Genomic DNA, 17569 nt, shown 5'->3' on the forward strand with positions numbered 1-17569 from the left:
GCGAGGCGTTCAGCCGAGCAGTACTAATCGGTCGAGCTCTTCCCTTCCTTTACATGTGTTCCGGATCGGAGCGGTCCTCTTGGAGAGGCGTCGTCCGCGTCGCGCTGTGCGGCCCCCAGGGCACGGCGGCGAAGGCCCCGTGACAACAGAATGCCCCTAGTTGGTCAGCGGCCATGGCAGGGGAGGCACACCTGGTCCCATTCCGAACCCAGAAGTTAAGCCCCCGAGCGCCGATGGTACTGCGGAGTCAGTCCGTGGGAGAGCAGGACGCCGCTGACCAACTAGGGGCATTTCGCGTGGGGGAGGCCCCCGGCTCTGCGGCCGGGGGCCTCCCCCCGTATGCCGGCGGGAGGCTGATGTTTTGAACCTTTCTAAGGTGCCACTTTAAGAAAGAATTTCAAGTGACAGTTATCTGCAAAGAAATCTATCACGGTGGCAAAATCTTTCATGCATAACTCTTTCTTTTTGTTGACCAATTGGATAGAACTAATCTTGATTCAAGGATGCATGCATCAATCCAATTGTGTAAACATAAATCAAAGGGTTTTAGCTATGATAAGTTCAAAAGATCTCATTGTACCCCCATGCAAGTATGCCAATGCTGTGGAGGCGTCTTCTGTTGGCCTTGGTCTCCTAACGCCGGATGACCTTTGCGGCATCTGCTCTCGCGTCGTTGATTCGCCATCTCACCTTATGTTTCTTGTTGCGGATTCTGGCCTTGGCAAGTCGTATGCCCTTGACTGTTTCGCTCGTCTCGCACGTCAGAACGGTGCTTTTGTTGACCAGGTTTCTTTCTGCGATTGTGACAGTCGTGAGGTTCCTTCTCGCATGGGGCGTTATGCACGAAGCATAGCCTCATCCGCTGGCAGCGGGGAGCGCTTCATACTAATTGATGGCATGCCCGCCGCAGACGAGTTTGACGCGGACCGTGAGGCCAACGCGCTCGCCAGGCTGTCTGGACAGGGCTTCTCGGTGATTGTCGCTCTTCGTCCTGAAGAGGCCACTCTAGTGGACTCTTGCCATGGGTACGCCATCGTTAGGAGCCGAGACCTGATTTGCCCAATTGAGGGAGACGGCAAGTATCTTTGGCTTGCCAATGGGGTCCCTGCGCTCGCAAGCTCTTTTGTTGGCGTTTCTGAGCACGCCTCTCGAGGTAACGTCCTTCCCGCTTACGTCGAAGCCCTTAGGGCTTGCGTCACCTCTGCGGTGCGAGATTCCCTTACGGATGAGGAGAAGCGGGTACGTCTCGCTATGATTCTTATCGGCCGGGGTGACTTTGACGATCTTTCAGACGCCTGTCGCTTCGATGACGATATGGCTGCGTCGCTGGAAGCAGACGCACCCTTTTTCGGTGCTAATCTCCTCGCGCGAACTTTTAGTGTTGCCGGAGTGTGTGACGACACACTCTTCTCCGCGGCACTGCCGGCCCTCTATGGATGCCTTGATTCGTCGGAGGTCGTCATTCAGAGTGCGGCGTGCACGCTCGCTCGCCTTGGCGAGTATGGCCGTTGCGCTATCGTCGCGGGCCTGAGTCATGATGGAGCTTTCCTGAAAGAGCTGTCGTGCGATTTCGGCGTCGACTTCATCAACGCGGGCGCTTTGGCGCTCGTGGATGCACACCTTCCCCAGCAGTCGGAAATCGAGTGGGCAGATACGGTTCTCGCACGCCGCTCGTGGGCCTTCTGGGCCGCGAGGTCACTTGAGGGTGAGCAAGGTGACCTGCCAAAAGTCCTTGGCCTTCCAGGTGATGCTCCCCTTACATTTGAAGAGGGCGCTCTTCCTGAGCCCCTTGGCGGACATGGCGAGGGGTCCGAAAACGGCCTTGCTGCGTGTTCAGGCGGTGGATCTGGGGATGGTCTCGAGTCGAATCATTACTACGAGCAGCGTTTGCCGTACATCTCACCGAGCGACGACGTCAACCAGCAGATGAAGGCATGTCTCTTGTGTCTCTCGCGCAAGGCACTGGCGGGGATGGTGACGCGCTATTCTCCTGATCCTCGCTATGGGTGCCAAGACGAGTTCGCGCTGCGCCTCGTCGAGCATCTCAACGCGTGCAGAGCCTTGATAGATGGGCACTTCTCAGATGTATATGAGTCCTTAATAAATTCAGAAGCTTGCGTGCATGTAAATGACCTGACATCGCTGTTTATACACGATGACTTCAGAATTGCGTCATTGCTATTGGGCGAGCGCGGCTCAAGGGATGACGAACTTGGGCGAGAGTCTCTGAAACGCGTCGTCTCATCGACTGGCTCTAAGCTTTTGGAGGCATACCGCGACTACTTCAACGAGGCTCTGTGGACCGTTATGGGGTTTGACGCCGTGTTCAGGAATGCGGAGAGGGCAATCTCTCGTGCGTCGGCCCATGGCGACCGCGTTGCCGAAATCGTGTTTCTGCTGGCTGCGGCTGTAGGTGACGTGAGGCTTGGCAGCTGCAAGAGAGGCTATGTCAGGGCGCGCCAAGCAATAAAGAGGGCCGATGCCTGCGGTTGCACCTATTTGCGTGACGCTGCCACGCTCATCACGTATGCAGCTGAGGCTAAGTTGGGAGAAGAGCTATCGTATCGTCCCGGCGAGATCGAGAATGGTGCGCTTGGCGACCTTGCCCGCATGCTCTACAAGGCCTGCGTGGGCGATGACTCGAGGGTGAGGCTTGACTCGCTGAGCAGAAGCGGCGTGTCCCATGAAGTGAGCTGGGCTCTTTGGTTCCTGTGCAATGACCTTGGGGATGCGTCCGAGTGTTTCCGAGGGCTTATCCCGGCAAACTGGCGACGCGTTTCGGGCCGTGCGGTGCCGGGGGTCGAGGAGCGTGACGATGACTCGGGCTCGCTGACGCCGACCGTTCCGCCCGCGGGTGAGGCGGATGCCAAGGCGAAGCGCGTCCAGGTAAAGGTTTTGGGCTCATTCGAGGTTCGCGTTGACGGCCGCCTGGTGCCGTTTTCCCGAATCAACAAGAGAAGGGCAAAGGATGTCCTTGCGCTTCTCGCCCTCACGCCAGGGCACAAGATGCGCAAGGTCGAACTTCTCCGTTGCATTTGGGGCGAGGACGACTATGCCACGGGGGCTCAGAAGCTCTATGAGGCCATTGCATCTCTCAGGTCGGCGCTCGGCGGAAGGTACATGGGGTTCGATCCCGTGCACAGCTCGCGGCACGGTGGGTATGTGACTGTCGGCGAGGGTGATGTCGAGTTCGACGTGGACCGCTTCAACGAGATCTGCCAGCGCGTTCTTGCGGGCGGCTGTGACGATGAGGCGAGGGCGCGGAAGGCCGTCGTCGTCCATCAGATGTATGAGGGTGGCCCGGCTTACGTGGCAAGTGACGTGACCGGCAACGCGGCGCGCAAGATTGAGAGAATCGATCGGCTCTATGCGAGCAGCTGCGTCGAAGGGGCACAGTGCGCCCTGAGGTCTGGTAGGTACTATCTGGCGGCCGAGCTCTCGCGCGCAGTTTTCGACAAGTGGCCGAGCAGGGAAGACGCGCTGCTCGTTCTGCTTGGCTCCCTTAAGGGTCTGGGCCTACGCTCCGAGGCGCTCTACGCCTTCCGAAAACACAAGACGACGCTGTATTCGGAGCTCGGGATTCGTCCGAGTCTGGAGATCCTCTCCATGGTCGAGGAAATTGTCGGCGAAGGACAGTCGGACCGAAGCGACGAAGGGGTGTCGGCGCAAGAGGGGCGCGAGATGGAGGAGGGCATCGCGTGCGACCCGTCGCCCTCTTCGAACGGCCCGTGCGACACGGCCGACGAGCCAACGGACATGGCGAGAGACGAAGGCGAGCCAAGGGAGCGAACGGATGCTGCAGACTCGCATGGGTTCGGCGCTAGTCTAGGCGGACGTGGGACAAGCGACATTGGCGAAAGAGGCATCGCAAGCTAAGAGAGAAAAGCTGGGGCCAACATAGGAAGGGAGCCGCCTGACGCGAGTCTGGCTCGCCGCGACCGAGCCGAGAGAGGTTCGGCCGCGGCTTTTTCGACCCGCATTATTCCTTGCGGGGGGGGTGCTGTATTCGGCGGGCGGCACGTGATGCCGGGCGACTGGATTGAGTGCGACTAGAAGTCGGGCTATGGGTACACAATAGGCCGGAGAACGCCTGCAGAATGCTCCGGAAGCGGCCGAAACGCGCCGCCATGGTGCCGTTTTGATGGTTGACGCGTGAGAGGCACTGTCTGCGGGTGCCAATTGATAAAGTAAAAATCGCTGAATAGTCTGGGGAGTAGAGTCACGCTCTTCTCCCCTTGAGTGCCTAAGGATTTCTCATGCCCAACTTTTTCTCTCGTCTGTTGTCGCGTGGCGCCGACAAGCAGCTTAAGGAGATCGAGAAGATCGCCCAGAGCGTCAACGATCAGGAGCCCAAGTTCAAGGCCATGAGCGACGAGGAGCTCAGGGGACAGACGGCTCTGTTCCGCGAGCGCTACCAGAACGGCGAGACGCTCGACGAGCTACTGCCCGAGGCCTTTGCGGCAATGCGCGAGGCGTCGTGGCGTACGGTTGGGATGAGGCACTTCGACGTTCAGGTGATCGGCGCCATTGCGCTTCACCGCGGCATGATTGCCGAGATGAAGACCGGCGAGGGCAAGACGCTCGTCTCCACGCTGGCGGGCTACCTGAACGCCATCCCCGGCAAGGGCGTGCACATCGTTACCGTAAACGACTACCTCGCCAAGCGAGACAGCGAGTGGATGGGCCAGATCTATCGCTTTATGGGCATGAAGGTCGGCCTGCTCCAGAACGGCATGAAGCTGAACCTCAAGAAGCCCGCCTATGAGGCCGACGTGACCTACGGCACGAATTCCGAGTTCGGCTTCGACTACCTGCGCGACAACATGGTCGGCAGGGCGAACATGCGCGTCCAGCGCGGACACTCTTTCGCCATCGTCGACGAGGTCGACTCGATTCTGATCGACGAGGCCAGGACGCCGCTCATCATCTCCGGCGCGGGCACGAAGTCTGCCGGCACCTACAAGGACTTCGCACGCGCCGTGCGAGGTCTCAAGCCTGACGTCGATTTCGAGATGGACGAGGCGAAGCACACCATTTCGGCCACGGACATCGGCCTGAAGAAGATCGAGAACAACCTGGGCATCGACGACATCTACGCCGACATGAGCGGCCAGCTTGTCAACCACCTCCAGCAGGCGCTCAAGGCCCAGTACATGTTCCATCGCGACCAGCAGTACGTCGTGATGGATGGCGAGGTCAAGATCGTCGACGAGTTCACCGGCCGAATCATGGAGGGCAGGCGCTACTCCGAGGGGCTGCACCAGGCAATCGAGGCCAAGGAAGGCGTCCTTGTCCGCGAGGAGAACCAGACCCTCGCAACCATCACGCTCCAGAACTACTTCCGCCTGTACGACAAGCTGTCCGGCATGACCGGCACCGCAATGACCGAGGACGCGGAGTTCCGAGAGATCTATGGCTTGGCCGTTCAGGTCATTCCTCCCAACAAGCCCGTCATCCGCAAGGACTACGACGACCTGGTGTACCAGTCGCTCGACGCGAAGTTCAATGCGGTTGCCGAGGACGTCGCGAGACGTCACGCCACAGGCCAGCCGGTCCTGGTCGGCACCGTCTCCATCGAGAGCTCTGACAGGCTCTCGAGGATCCTCGACAAGAGGGGCATCGCCCACGAGGTGCTCAACGCGAAGTACCACGAGCGAGAGGCGCAGATTGTTGCGCAGGCCGGCCGCGAGGGCGCGGTGACCATCGCCACCAACATGGCAGGCCGTGGTACGGACATCCTCTTGGGCGGTAACCCTGACGTTCTTGCCAAGGAGCTCATGGACCAGGACGGCATCGATCCGGAGGAGGTCACTCCCGAGCAGCGCAACGAGTACTTCGAGCGTGCTCGAGAGGTCTGCGCAAAGGAGAAGGACGCGGTCATCGAGGCTGGCGGCCTGTGCGTTATCGGCACCGAGCGCCATGAGAGCCGCCGAATCGACAACCAGCTTCGCGGTCGTTCCGGTCGTCAGGGCGACCCCGGCGAGACCCAGTTCTACCTGTCGCTGGACGACGACCTCATGCGCCTGTTCGGTGGCGACAGGATGGACAAGATCGCGCAGATGATGGCGAAGTACGACATGCCGGAGGACATGCCCATTCAGGCCAAGATGGTCACGAAGGCGATCGAGAACACGCAGCACAAGGTCGAGGAGATCAACTTCTCGATGCGCAAGAACGTTCTTGACTACGATGACGTCATGAACAAGCAGCGTACGGTCATCTACGAGGAGCGCAACAGGATTCTGGACGGCAAGGACCTGGTCGCCCATGTCGAGGAGGTCACCCACGACGTCGTCGAGCGTCGCGTGGGGGAGTTCTGCTCCAGCGAGATTGATTCGGGCGACTGGGACGTCAAGGGCCTTCGCAAGTGGGTCGCCGACCTTACGGGAAGGGCCGACCTTCCCGAGTTCGACGAGGATGCCGAGGGCGACGAAATTGAGGAGGTTGTGGACGACTTCGTCCTCAAGTGCTACTCCGAGAAGTCCGAGCGCCTCTCGGACGCCATCATGCATGAGCTCTCCGCCCAGGTCATGCTTCGCGTTATCGACACGCGCTGGATGTCCTACCTGCAGGAGATGGACTACCTGAAGACGGGCATCGGCCTGCGCGGCTTCGGCCAGCGCGACCCGCTCGTGGAGTACAAGGCCGAGGCGTACGCCGCCTTTACCGAGCTCGTCAACACGATGTACGAGGACTTCCTCCAGACCATTCTTCGCATCGAGCTCGCTCAGGGCGTCGCGCCCGCACCAACAAGCAGCGACGAGGCCGAGGAACTTCGCGGTGCGAAGTACTCGGGCCCCGGCGAGGTCGACGGCGACCATGCCGACGGCGTCACGAGGACGCGCGTCACGCGCGCCCAGGCCGTCCGGGGCGCTTCCGCTCCCACCAAGGCAAGCACCTACAGGAAGTCGGAGGACCCCAACCCGTACGTCAATGTCGGCCGCAACGACCCCTGCCCCTGCGGCAGCGGCAAGAAGTTCAAGAACTGCCACGGTAGGAAATAGCTCGCATGACAGGAATTACGCACGCAGACATCGAGGCGCTCAAGGCCCGTCTTGATGAGGTGGAAGGTTACCTGCACATCGACCTGCGCAGGCATGATGTCGCGCAGCTGGAGCGCAAGAGCGCGGAACCAGGATTCTGGGATGATGCGGAGGCAGCCAGCTCCACAATGGCCGAGCTGACGCGCGCACGCGAGGACGTCCAGAACATCGAAGACGCCCACCAGAAGCTCGACGACGCGGTCGCGGCGCTTGAGCTTGGCGACGAGGTGGGCGACGACGAGCTGGGGGAAGAGGCCGCGCGCCTCGCCGGGGAGCTCAGGAAGAGCCTCGCCGAACTCGAGCTTTCCAGCTGGTTTACGGATGACCTTGACCATGGCGACGCGATCGTCACCATCACGCCCGGACAGGGCGGACTCGAGGCACAAGACTGGTGTGACATGCTCTTCCGCATGTACCTGCGCTACTGCGACAAGCGCGGCTGGAAGGTCGACCTCAACGACGTCACGCCCGCCGAGGTCATCGGCTTGGATCGAGCGACCTTCACGGTCTCCGGCAAGAATGCCTATGGAATGCTCCGCGCGGAGAAGGGCGTGCACAGGCTTGTCCGAATCTCGCCTACGGACGCGAAGAAGCGCCGCCAGACGACCTTTGCCGGCGTCGACGTCGTTCCCGTCCTGCCCGATGACATCGAGGTCGAGATAGATCAAAACGACCTTCGCATCGACGTCTACCACGCGTCTGGCCCCGGCGGCCAGGGCGTCAACACGACCGACTCGGCCGTGCGCATCACGCACCTCCCGACCGGGACGGTCGTCACTTGCCAGAACGAGCGAAGCCAGCTGCAGAACAAGGCCGTCGCCATGCAGATTCTCAGGAGCCGCCTGTACGAGATGGAGCGCGAGAAGCGCGAGGCCGAGCTTGAGGCGCTGCGCGGCCCCAAGAGCGAGATCTCGTTTGGCAACCAGATTAGAAACTACGTCCTCTACCCCTTCCAGCTGGTGAAGGACACGCGCACCGGACTCGAGACGAGCAACGTCGACTCCGTCTTGCAGGACGGTGACCTCGATCCGTTCGTGATTGCCTACCACAGGTGGGCCGTTGGCAGAAAGGATGCCTCGTGAAGAAGGTCGACTGGCGCCGATACCTCAAGGAGGCCTTCCTGATCGTGGCCGGCTCCTTCGTGTTCGCCCTGGGCGTTGACTGCTTCGAGGTCCCCAACGGCCTGGCTGCCGGTGGCCTGACCGGTCTGGCGACCATTCTTGCGGCCATCGCCGCGAGCGTGGGCATCACGCTTCCCGTTGGTATCCAGACCATCGTCATGAATGTCCTTCTCCTGAGCTACGTCGTGCTCACGACGCGCGATTGGAGCTACGTCGCCAGAAGCATCGCGGGCATCATCATCTCGGGCCTCTTCATGGATGCGCTTGCGCCCGTCGTGCCCGTGCTCGCCCAGGGCGAGCTGCTGATCTCTGCGATCTGGGGTGGCGTGCTGGTCGGTGCCGGCGTGGGCATCGTCTTCCTCTCGGGCGGCAACACCGGTGGCACCGACATCGTCGCCCAGCTGCTGAACAAGCCCACCGGCCTGCCGCTGGGCACGCTGAGCATGCTGGTCGACGGCGCGATTGTCCTGGCGTCGATCCCCGTGTTCTCGGTGCGAAACGCGCTTTATGCCGGCATCGCAATGTACATCGGCGGCGTGGTGATCGACATGGTGGTCGACGGCCCCCGGACGGCGCGTGTGGCCTACATCATCTCGCACAGGCATGACGAAATCGCCAACAAGATCCTCTACGAGATGGGTCGCGGCTGCACGGAGCTGCAGGCCAGGGGTGTCTGGAGCGGCAACAGCCGTCCGGTTCTGATGTGCGTCCTCGGCCGAACCGAGACCGCGCGCCTCAAGGGAATCGTTGCCGAGCTCGACCCGGACGCCATCGTGATTGTCTCGGAGGTGCACGAGGCCTTTGGCGAGGGCTTTGGCGAAATTGGCCCCTCATAAATGGACAATCTAAACACCTTGGCTGCATTTTCGTAGGCATTGTGCGACTTTTGGTGTTTGGTTGTCGCAAATTTAGCTACTCGACCTCATCCTAGGGAGGCAAGGTGCTCGGGTCGCGTCCGCGTGTGGCCCGTTGCGTTTGACGCGAGAGCGGGGGCAAGGATGTTCCTGAGCGATTTGCTCGACGAGAAGTGCGTGCAGGTTGGCGTCGAGGCGCGTGACTGGCGCGATGCCGTTCGCAAGTCGTTCTCCCCGTTGGTCGAGTCGGGCGCGGTGAGCGAGGCATATGTCGCCGATGCCGTCGCAGGGGTCGAGAAGTACGGGCCCTACTATGTCGTCTGCCCGCACGTGGCCCTGCCGCACGCAAGGCCCGAGTCTGGGGCCAGGCGCATGGCGATGGGCGCGTGCATTTTGTCCTTGCCAGTGAGCTTCGGGGCGCGCGAGAATGATCCTGTCAGGTATCTGTTCCCCCTCAGCGCGACCGAGGCGGATGGGCACCTTGAGGTTTTGGCACGTTTGGTGGACCTGCTCTCGGAAGAGCGGTTCCTGTCTTCTATGGATGGGGCCCAAGCCCCGGTTGAGGTCGTGGAGATGATCCGCGACATGGAAAGGAGTCTCTAATGTCTCAGAAGTTCCGCGCTCTTGTTTGCTGCCGCGCCGGCATGGGTTCCTCCGCGATGCTCAAGATCAAGTGTGACCAGGTCATCAGCGAGGAGGGCTATCCCATCGAGACCTCCCAGGGCAACCTTGACGCGCTGATGGGCTTTGACGGCGACCTGGTCATCACCATGTCGGACCTTGCCGAGGAGCTCATTGAGGACGGCAACCACAAGTACGTTGCGGGCATCCGCAACATCGTGGACAAGAAGGAGATCAAGGAGGCCCTCGAGGCATTCCTTGCTTCCAAGAGCGAGTAGCCAATCGGCGTCGGCGGCAGTCCTTCTTGCCCCTGATGCCTTGAGATGTGTCTAGAAGATGGTTGGACGAGGTTTTGCCCGGCCATCTTTTTTAGCGTTCGCCAAGCCTAAGCTCACGCAGACGGAAAACGGTGCTGTGCATTCGCGACAATAGCGATATGGTATCTACCTGTGGGCTGAGCCCATGAACTGTTTTCCGGATTGGCGGGCGACCGCCATCGAAGGGGGAGCGTACATGAAGTTCTTTATCGACACCGCCGACCTCGACGAGATTCGCGAGGCAGCAAGCTGGGGCGTCCTCTCTGGCGTTACCACCAACCCGAGCCTCTATGCCAAGACTGGCGGCAAGCTTGCGGACTTCGAGGACCACATGGTCAAGATCTGCAGCATCTGCGAGGGGCTGCCCGTCTCCGCCGAGTCCACCGCGGAGACCACCGAGGAGATGATCGCCGAGGGCAAGCGCCTTGCCTCGCTGGCCCCGAACATCGTCGTCAAGCTCCCCATCTGCGAGGCGTCGCTGCCCGCGACCCACGCCCTTGCGGCGGAGGGCATTCGCGTCAACATGACGCTCGTCTTCTCGGCGCCCCAGGCGCTTCTCGCCGCGCGCGCCGGCGCCCGCTACATCTCTCCCTTCGTCGGCCGCTTTGATGACATTGGAGACGACGGCTTGGCCCAGCTCGAGACCGTCATCAACGCGGTCCAGAACTTTGACTATGGCTACTGGGACGAGGAGGGCGGCCCCGAGATCATCACGGCGTCCGTCCGCACCCCGAACCACGTCACGCAGGCCGCCCTCATGGGCGCCGACATCGCCACGGTTCCGTTCGCGGCGCTCAAGAAGTGCGTGCACCACCCGCTGACCGACCAGGGCCTTGTCAAGTTTGCGGCCGACTGGAAGAAGGTTGTTGAGGGCTAGCTCCTCCAACAGGGAAAACTTGGGCCCCGGGGGGGCGCGGCGATGGCCGCGCCCCTTTTGCGCTCTGCTTTAAATCCTGACTTCCGCAGCAGTTTAGCGCCGTTTGCCCCTTTCTAGCTGGGCAAACGGCGTCCTTTACTTGTTTTTTCTGACGGCACGCCGCTCGGCGGCTACCTCCAGTGGATCTTCTTCCCCTTCTTGAACAGGACCCTCACGTCCGCCGTCCTCATCCACTTGCGCGGAGCCTCCTCGTCCGCGAGCGCGAAGATCTCGTCGGTGAGGTCGGTCCTGTGGTCGAAGAGCCACCAGCCGTCGTCCGCGTAGGAGCAGCCCAGGTCGCGCATGTCCTCCAGCAGGGCGCGCGCTGAGGGGGTGCGACGGCGGCGCGCGCTGGGAGAGGCGGACGATCAGGAGCGCCAGGTAGCAGGTCAGGAAGTGCGCGCGTATGTGGGACTCGGTTCACGCCCAGACGGGCCTGGATTCGAGTCCGCCGGTCTTGGTCACCTTGAACGACTCCTCGATCCTCCACGGCTCCCGGTAGGCGTCGAGGATGCGGAAGTCCTCCCAGTCGGTCTCGCTGGTCACGATGAGGTGGTAGCCGTCGAGCCTGGCCGCCTCGTCTATCGCGGCCTGGTCGATCTGGGGCCTGACCCCCGCCTCCTCGAGCGCCTCGCCGGTCTTCGCGTCGAACGTGACGTCCCTGACGTACTGCGCGGCGCCGTAGTGCGCGGCGCGGGTGCACGCGCCCGGCCTCTCGACGAGCTGTCTCGCCCTCTCCAGCACCTTCTCCCTCTCGTGGCGGGCGCGCTCGGCGTACTTGCGGCTCCACATCGCGACCACCTTGGCCTCGACGTCCTCGTCCCTCCTGAAGTGCGCCACGGGGTCCTCGAACTCCGCCTCGAGCGCGTCGACGAAGCCGAAGGTCCTCACCGTCCTCTGGCGCGTGCGGCCGCTCTCGTCGCGGTAGTCCCGCACGGCCGAGAGGCTCACCCTTCCCGGCTTGGTCGGCGTCTTCTTCAGGTACGTGGCACACCCCGTTCCACCTGCGGATACGCTAGGTACCATACGTAACAATACGTAGCAAGAAACTTGACAAAGAAAAATGCCCGTATGGGCAGGTCGGGCATCGAAAAATTTTCTCTCGATCAGCCAGCTAACTGCGGAGGAGTGGGGAGGCGGATGGGGGAGAGAAAATCCTTTTGAGGGGTCGTCTCGTGTCGCAATTATTCGCGGTGCAGATTTTCCTTCAGTCGCGCAGGGCTCTTATGGCGGCCTTCCCGTGAGGTATGAGAAGGATTCTAAGGTTAATAGCGTCGCTCTTCGCGCCGGGGATATTGTTTCGGAAAATTCAGGAGGAACTGATTCTCGGCCAACTGGTAGGACGGTTTTCGTCACTAATGAATTGATTGACGCCTATGACTGCCCGGTCATCCCCGCGAGTTTCTGTCGTCTCCTTAGATTTGACAACAGAGCGAATAGCGAATTTGTCTACTACTGGCTTCAGGAAATGTACTCTGCCGGTAGAACGTGGGGTTATCAAAATAGGTCGACCGGTCTCTCGAACTTCCAATACAAAGTGTTTGCCGATTCTGAGCGTCTGCGTGGACGGGCGGTGCACGGGGTAGCCGAAGCACGGGTCCCAGCGGCTGGCGACGACATCGCGGTTCGACGACGTGACCTTGCGCATGAGGTCGAGCATGAGCGCGATGGTATGTAGGGCGACGTCCTCGGTGCAGTAGCCGGGGCAGTTGGTGGCCAGGACGCCCTTGCGGGCGAGCGCGTCGGTCGCGATGTGGTTGACGCCGATGGAGAGGCTTGCGAAGAGGCGCGCGCCCGAGGCGGCGACTGCCGACGCGCCCGCCTCGGAGATGCCGGCGATCTCGTTGACGATGGCGTCGCAGCCACGCTCGAGCTCGTCGGGGGCGCCCTCGGTGATGGGGACGAAGATGTCGTGGGGGGACGCCCACGAGCTCGATTTGGTCGCGGACGCCCCACCCGTCGAGGATGGCGTCGGCGAGCGTGGCGTCTCCCGAGAGCGTGTAGAGCAGGACGCGGTGCTTCTTGCTGGCCATGCGGGCTTCCTTCAAATGCGAGCGTCGGGCAGGGATGCACGGCGCGGGCCTGTCGTGTGGTGCCACGGGCGGCATCGAGCCAAGTCTAGCGGTTTTTGGGCGCGCGCTGCCTCCCGCGGAGTGGCACCGGCCAGCTCCGTGCCAGCAAACGCCCAGCTAGAGACAAGGATTTCTGTCTATTGGAAGGCTATTCTCGCGCCATTTCGATCGCGCGCTATGCTCCACTCACGCTGGTCGACGGACCTACGTGCGGGGCGGCGCCTCACCGTTGGAGGTGTTGCCTATGGAGCAATTCTTCTTGATCCTGCCATTCCTTGCGGGCCTGGTCGGCCTCGCGAAGGCAGCGATGGAGCTGGCGGGCGCCGAGTGCGCCCTCGCCAAGACTCGAAGGGAGGACTACGCCGATACACGTAGGGCTCGGCACCTGAGTCAATAGTAGGGTCCCGTGATGCACCAACATCGCGGGACCTGGGACAGGCGCCGCCTACCCAAGACCGTAGGACGTCGCCAGCTACATCTTCGCACGCGGCAGCGGCCCGGGCCAACGGTTGCGCGAGGGTCGTTGGCCGAGCGGCCGGAGGCGTGGGTCGGCTGTCTGCTCGTCTCCGATTCGGCTGACCATATGCACACTGATGCTCGACCGTGAATATTCGACGCGCAATCCTGCATACCCATACCCTATGTGAGAGATTTTATCAACGCTTCAGAAATGCAACTGTCGTATCGCATTTGCCGTGTTGGCGTTGCTGCCGAGCAGTGGACACGGGCGACGCAAATACGTATCGCGTGCGTGTGCGTGTATTGCTGGGGAAGCTGTTGATGGCCACAATTTGCGATCCGCACTGCGTCGGGTAAATCGGCGCGGATGCATGCCGACGCCTTGGAACGAGCGAAATCCAATACTTCTGCAATTCCATTATTTTGCCACTCGATTGGGCCGGCGCTCGCGGCGAAGCTGTCATCTCGTTTGAACAACTTCTTCCGCTCAGCGGCTCTCGCTCGTCCGTTCACACAAAACGCGCCGAAGAATCGTGCGCGGCTGTGCCCTTACACAACGGAAGGCTTGTACCATCGGCCCCGCCGTGACGTGAAGGTTCTGTGAACTGAAGTTCTTCCGAAGTGGAGGTATGGAATGCAAGACGCATCCGCAACGCTGTCGCCTGCCGATCTGGCCAGGCAGAAGAAGAGTGCGCTTGACGCGAGCTTCTTCAAGAAGGGCATCATGATCGCCCTGTTCTCGAGCCTTATGTACGGCTTCTACACCGCGTTTGTGACAGCGGGTCAGAACTCTGTCCTCTGGGCCGGCTGGACCGCCGAGATCGCACCCACCGCTTTTCTCGCCGTGTTCATCATTCCGACCATCGCAAGCGCCATCAACGATACCTGCAGTGCCATCTGGGCGTTGGCCATCACCATCAAGCAGGGAAAGCTTGGTGACTTCGGTCGTACGGTGAACACGAGGCCGGGCATCATCCTGATGCTGAGCGCTCTTGTGGGTGGCCCCATCGCGACCGTCGCCTACATCATCGCGCTCTCCCAGGCCGGCACCATCGTGGTTCCCATCGCCGCGCTCAATCCCGCGATTGGCTCGATCCTCTCGCGCATCCTCTACAAGCAGGAGCTTGGTCCCCGCAAGATCGTGGGCATCCTCATCTGCGTCGCCGCCGGCCTCATGATCGGCTCGGCGAGCCTCACGGGTGACTCCTCCTCCAACATCGTCATGGGCCTCGCGCTGGCCTTCGTGGCCGCCCTGGGCTGGGGCGCAGAGGGCTGCATCGCCGGCTACGCCTCCTGCATGATCGACACCCAGATCGGCATCACTCTGCGCCAGTGCGTCTCGGGTGTCGTCGAGCTGCTCGTCGTCCTCCCCATCCTCTCCGTCGCAGGCGGCGTTCCCATGGCGCAGACCTTCTCCTACCTCAGCGCTGCCGTCGCTAACCTTCCCACGATCGCGTGCTTCGTGGTCGCCGGCTTCGCCGCCTACAAGTCCTTTGCCAGCTGGTACCGCGGCAACTCCATGTGCGGAACCGCGCTGGGCATGGCCTGCAACGGCACCTACACCTTCGTGGCGCCGCTCGTGACCTACCTCGTGGTTGGCCTCGCCATGGGCATCGACGGCTACGCGCTTCCGCCGATCGCCTGGATCGCCGCGGTCGTCATGATCCTCGGCATCCTCGTCATCGCCGTTGACCCCAAGGAGCTCTTCAAGAAGAAGGAGGCGGCTCATGCGACCGCTTAACTACGCAATGCTCAAGTACTTCACCACGGTCGACGAGGCCTGCGCCGACGACGTGATGGGCGCGCTTGCCGGCGACTACTCGACCTTCACCGCGTTCAAGCGCGAAAAGATGCAGGAGGCGCTGATGACCGCCGAGAAGAACGGTCTCATCGCCGAGTCGCGCGTCGACCTTGATTCCAACGGCGACCTGCGCGTCTTCTACAGCGCCAGCGAAGAGCAGCGCGCAACCATCGACTCGTACATCAAGTAGGGAGGGAACATGCGCTATCGCGGAGAGGAGGCCATCGGCCTCATCGAGACCATTGGCATGGTTCCCGCCATCTACGCGGCGGACGCCATGCTCAAGGCGGGCGACACCGAGCTCGTCAGCTACGAGAACGTTGGGTCCACGCTCGTCACCATCATCGTCAAGGGCGACGTCGCCGCCTGCGAGGCCGCCGTCAGGGCCGGCAAGGAGGCTGCCGCCAGCATCGGCAAGCTCACCGCCGCCAATGTCATGAAGCGACCCGTCCCGCCGATCGGCGACGTGGTCTCCGTGCACGACGTCGACTGCAACTAGGGAGGCCAGGACTATGGCAAGCGAGAGCATGAACGCACTTGGCGCTATCGAGACCTTCGGCCTGGTCTGGGTTCTCGAGGCCGGCGACGCCATGTGCAAGGCCGGTGACGTCGAGCTCATTGGCTACGAGAACACCGCCTCGGGATACATCTCGATTCTCGTCGAGGGCGACGTCGCCGCCTGCAAGGCGGCTGTCGCGGCCGGCGTGAAGGCCGTCGAGGCGCTGGGCGCCGAGGTCTACAGCTCGGTGGTTATTCCGAGGCCGCACCCGAGCCTCAAGAAGATCACCGACAAGTACGACGTCGAGAAGCTTCTGGCCTACTAAGGAGGCGCCGTATGTCTCTCATCGACAACGACCTCCTCTCGATCCAGGAGGCACGCATCCTCCTGGAGCACGCGGCCGAGTCCGCGGAGGTCCTCGAGGGGCTGCCGGCATCACTCGTCGACGACTTCCTGTCGCACCTGAAGGAGCGCCTGCTCCCGCTTGCGGGGGCATATGCGGAGCAGGCCTTCTCGGAGAGCGACTATTGCTGCGCCGAGGACGAGGCGAGCCTCACCGAATGGGTGCTCACTGACCTGCTCGACGACGTCTGTGCGCGCACGCCGGTCCAGAAGATCGTGCGCTCGCGCTCCGGCGCCGCGGAGGTCTGCCTGTCCAAGGGCGTGGTGGTGTCGCTGCTTCCCGACTGGCTCGCGGTCCCCACGATGTTGAGTCAGCTCTTCATGGCGGTGCGCTCCAAGAGCCCGATCGTCTTCTCGGCGAGCGCCCGCATCCACGGCACCTGCGAGCGCGCCATGCGTGACATCGCCGAGGTGGCCGAGTTCTGTCACTACCCCCTCGAGGCGCTGGGATTCCTCAGCATCTTCTGTCCCGAGGGAGAGCAGTGGGTCTGTTCGCAGCCGTGCGTCCACGTGGTGATCGACTCCCGCGAGGAGCAGGAGAGCCACGACTTCGACGCCGCCGGTCGCGACGTCTACCATGCGACCCTCGGCAACAACCCCGTCTTCGTCGAGGAGACGGCCGACCTTGCGGCCTGTGCCAAGGAGGTCGTGCTGGGAAAGTCGTTCTGCCATGGCATGCTTCCCGGCGCCGAGCAGAGCGTGGTCGTCGAGCGTGCGGTCGACGACGCCTTCAAGGAGGAGCTCCGCCGACAGGGGTGCTTCTTCCTTACCGACGAGCAGGCAGACCGGCTCGTGTCGATCCTCTTCGCGCCCGATGGCTTGCCCTATCGCGAGCTCATCGCGAAGAGCGCCTTCGACCTCGCCCGTCGCGCGGACATCACGGTGCCCGAGAGCACCAGGGTGCTCGTGGTCCAAAAGCCCTATGTGAGCGAGTACAGCTTCTTCTCCAAGGCGAAGTATGGACCCGTTCTCTCGTATTACGTCGAGGAAAGCTGGCGCACGGCCTGCGAGAAGTGCATTGAGCTGATCTTGAACAGCGGTCACGGCAACGCTCTCTCGATCTTCTCGCAGGACCCGGAGGTAATTCGCCAGTTCATCCTCAAGAAGCCCGTGGGAAGGGTGCTCGTGAACGTGAGCTGCGCCCTGGGCTGCATCGGATGTCACAGCGACCTGCCCAAGACGCTCACCGTCACGGGCTGGGACTGCGCGACGACCTCCGAGCTCGGCGTGACCTACGGCGACTTCGTGCGTCGCCGCCAGGTCGGTGTTGGCTCCACGGCCGCGGAGCACGCTCTTCTCGAGCGCGCGAGCTCCTGCGACCACACGCCGGTCGTCTTCAGGACGAGGATCGCCGATCCCACGGACGAGCCGGAAGACCACGGGTCGGAGGCCCATGAGGGCGCCAACCCACAGGGGTGGTTCGACGGCGTGGTCAAGGCAATTCGAAACGATTAAGCGAAGGAG

The 17569-nt window shown here is 62.1% G+C and carries 13 protein-coding genes, 1 rRNA gene and 1 pseudogene; 13 read left to right on the forward strand and 2 right to left on the reverse strand.

Going from position 1 to position 17569, the window contains the following annotated elements:
* Positions 1–163 precede the first annotated feature (163 nt).
* The 8 genes from rrf to BMY31_RS08035 all read left to right on the forward strand — a co-directional run bounded on the left by rrf (position 164) and on the right by BMY31_RS08035 (position 10833).
* Positions 164–279: ribosomal RNA gene (gene rrf, locus BMY31_RS08000) — 5S ribosomal RNA — on the forward strand.
* 549 nt (positions 280–828) lie between these two features.
* Positions 829–3876, forward strand: coding sequence for an AfsR/SARP family transcriptional regulator (locus BMY31_RS08005; protein ID WP_180371389.1), 3048 nt, complete (start codon positions 829–831; stop codon positions 3874–3876).
* A gap of 380 nt (positions 3877–4256) precedes the next feature.
* Complete coding sequence (gene secA / locus BMY31_RS08010) at positions 4257–7004, forward strand: preprotein translocase subunit SecA (protein ID WP_091009655.1); 2748 nt, start codon at positions 4257–4259, stop codon at positions 7002–7004.
* 5 nt (positions 7005–7009) lie between these two features.
* The gene (gene prfB / locus BMY31_RS08015) at positions 7010–8125 is read left to right on the forward strand and encodes a peptide chain release factor 2 (RefSeq protein ID WP_078687788.1); all 1116 of its coding nucleotides are present in this window, start codon (positions 7010–7012) and stop codon (positions 8123–8125) included.
* A complete protein-coding gene (locus tag BMY31_RS08020; protein WP_091009658.1) occupies positions 8122–9000 on the forward strand; it encodes a YitT family protein in 879 nt (292 codons plus the stop codon). Before prfB ends, BMY31_RS08020 begins: the two co-directional genes overlap by 4 nt.
* A gap of 162 nt (positions 9001–9162) precedes the next feature.
* Positions 9163–9621, forward strand: coding sequence for a PTS sugar transporter subunit IIA (locus BMY31_RS08025; RefSeq protein ID WP_091009888.1), 459 nt, complete (start codon positions 9163–9165; stop codon positions 9619–9621).
* Positions 9621–9917: a PTS sugar transporter subunit IIB gene (locus BMY31_RS08030; protein WP_078687785.1), complete on the forward strand. Its 297-nt coding sequence runs from the start codon at positions 9621–9623 to the stop codon at positions 9915–9917. Before BMY31_RS08025 ends, BMY31_RS08030 begins: the two co-directional genes overlap by 1 nt.
* A gap of 235 nt (positions 9918–10152) precedes the next feature.
* Positions 10153–10833 carry a transaldolase family protein gene (locus tag BMY31_RS08035; RefSeq protein ID WP_078687784.1) on the forward strand — a complete coding sequence of 227 codons (681 nt, stop codon included), beginning with the start codon at positions 10153–10155 and terminating at the stop codon, positions 10831–10833.
* A 170-nt stretch (positions 10834–11003) separates the two neighbouring features.
* Here BMY31_RS08035 and BMY31_RS09075 read toward each other — a convergent pair.
* Positions 11004–11784: pseudogene (locus BMY31_RS09075) on the reverse strand (IS1634 family transposase); the annotation flags it as partial.
* A gap of 397 nt (positions 11785–12181) precedes the next feature.
* Positions 12182–12781 (reverse strand): hypothetical protein, encoded by a 600-nt coding sequence (locus BMY31_RS09050; RefSeq protein ID WP_091009666.1) that lies wholly within the window; start codon positions 12779–12781, stop codon positions 12182–12184.
* Positions 12782–14037: 1256 nt separating this feature from the next.
* Here BMY31_RS09050 and BMY31_RS08050 point away from each other — a divergent pair.
* Genes BMY31_RS08050 through BMY31_RS08070 form a run of 5 tightly spaced genes read left to right on the forward strand, consistent with a single transcriptional unit; the run spans position 14038 to position 17560 of the window.
* A complete protein-coding gene (locus BMY31_RS08050) occupies positions 14038–15144 on the forward strand; it encodes a hypothetical protein (protein WP_091009669.1) in 1107 nt (368 codons plus the stop codon).
* Complete coding sequence (locus BMY31_RS08055; protein WP_091009671.1) at positions 15131–15394, forward strand: hypothetical protein; 264 nt, start codon at positions 15131–15133, stop codon at positions 15392–15394. Before BMY31_RS08050 ends, BMY31_RS08055 begins: the two co-directional genes overlap by 14 nt.
* A gap of 9 nt (positions 15395–15403) precedes the next feature.
* Positions 15404–15703 carry a BMC domain-containing protein gene (locus BMY31_RS08060; RefSeq protein WP_091009674.1) on the forward strand — a complete coding sequence of 100 codons (300 nt, stop codon included), beginning with the start codon at positions 15404–15406 and terminating at the stop codon, positions 15701–15703.
* Between the two features lie 13 nt (positions 15704–15716).
* Entirely contained in the window at positions 15717–16028 is a 312-nt protein-coding gene (locus tag BMY31_RS08065; protein ID WP_091009677.1) for a BMC domain-containing protein, read from the forward strand.
* An 11-nt stretch (positions 16029–16039) separates the two neighbouring features.
* A complete protein-coding gene (locus BMY31_RS08070; protein ID WP_091009680.1) occupies positions 16040–17560 on the forward strand; it encodes an aldehyde dehydrogenase in 1521 nt (506 codons plus the stop codon).
* Positions 17561–17569: the final 9 nt, after the last annotated feature.

The sequence above is a fragment of the Parafannyhessea umbonata genome (assembly GCF_900111255.1).
Taxonomy (GTDB): domain Bacteria; phylum Actinomycetota; class Coriobacteriia; order Coriobacteriales; family Atopobiaceae; genus Olsenella_J; species Olsenella_J umbonata_A.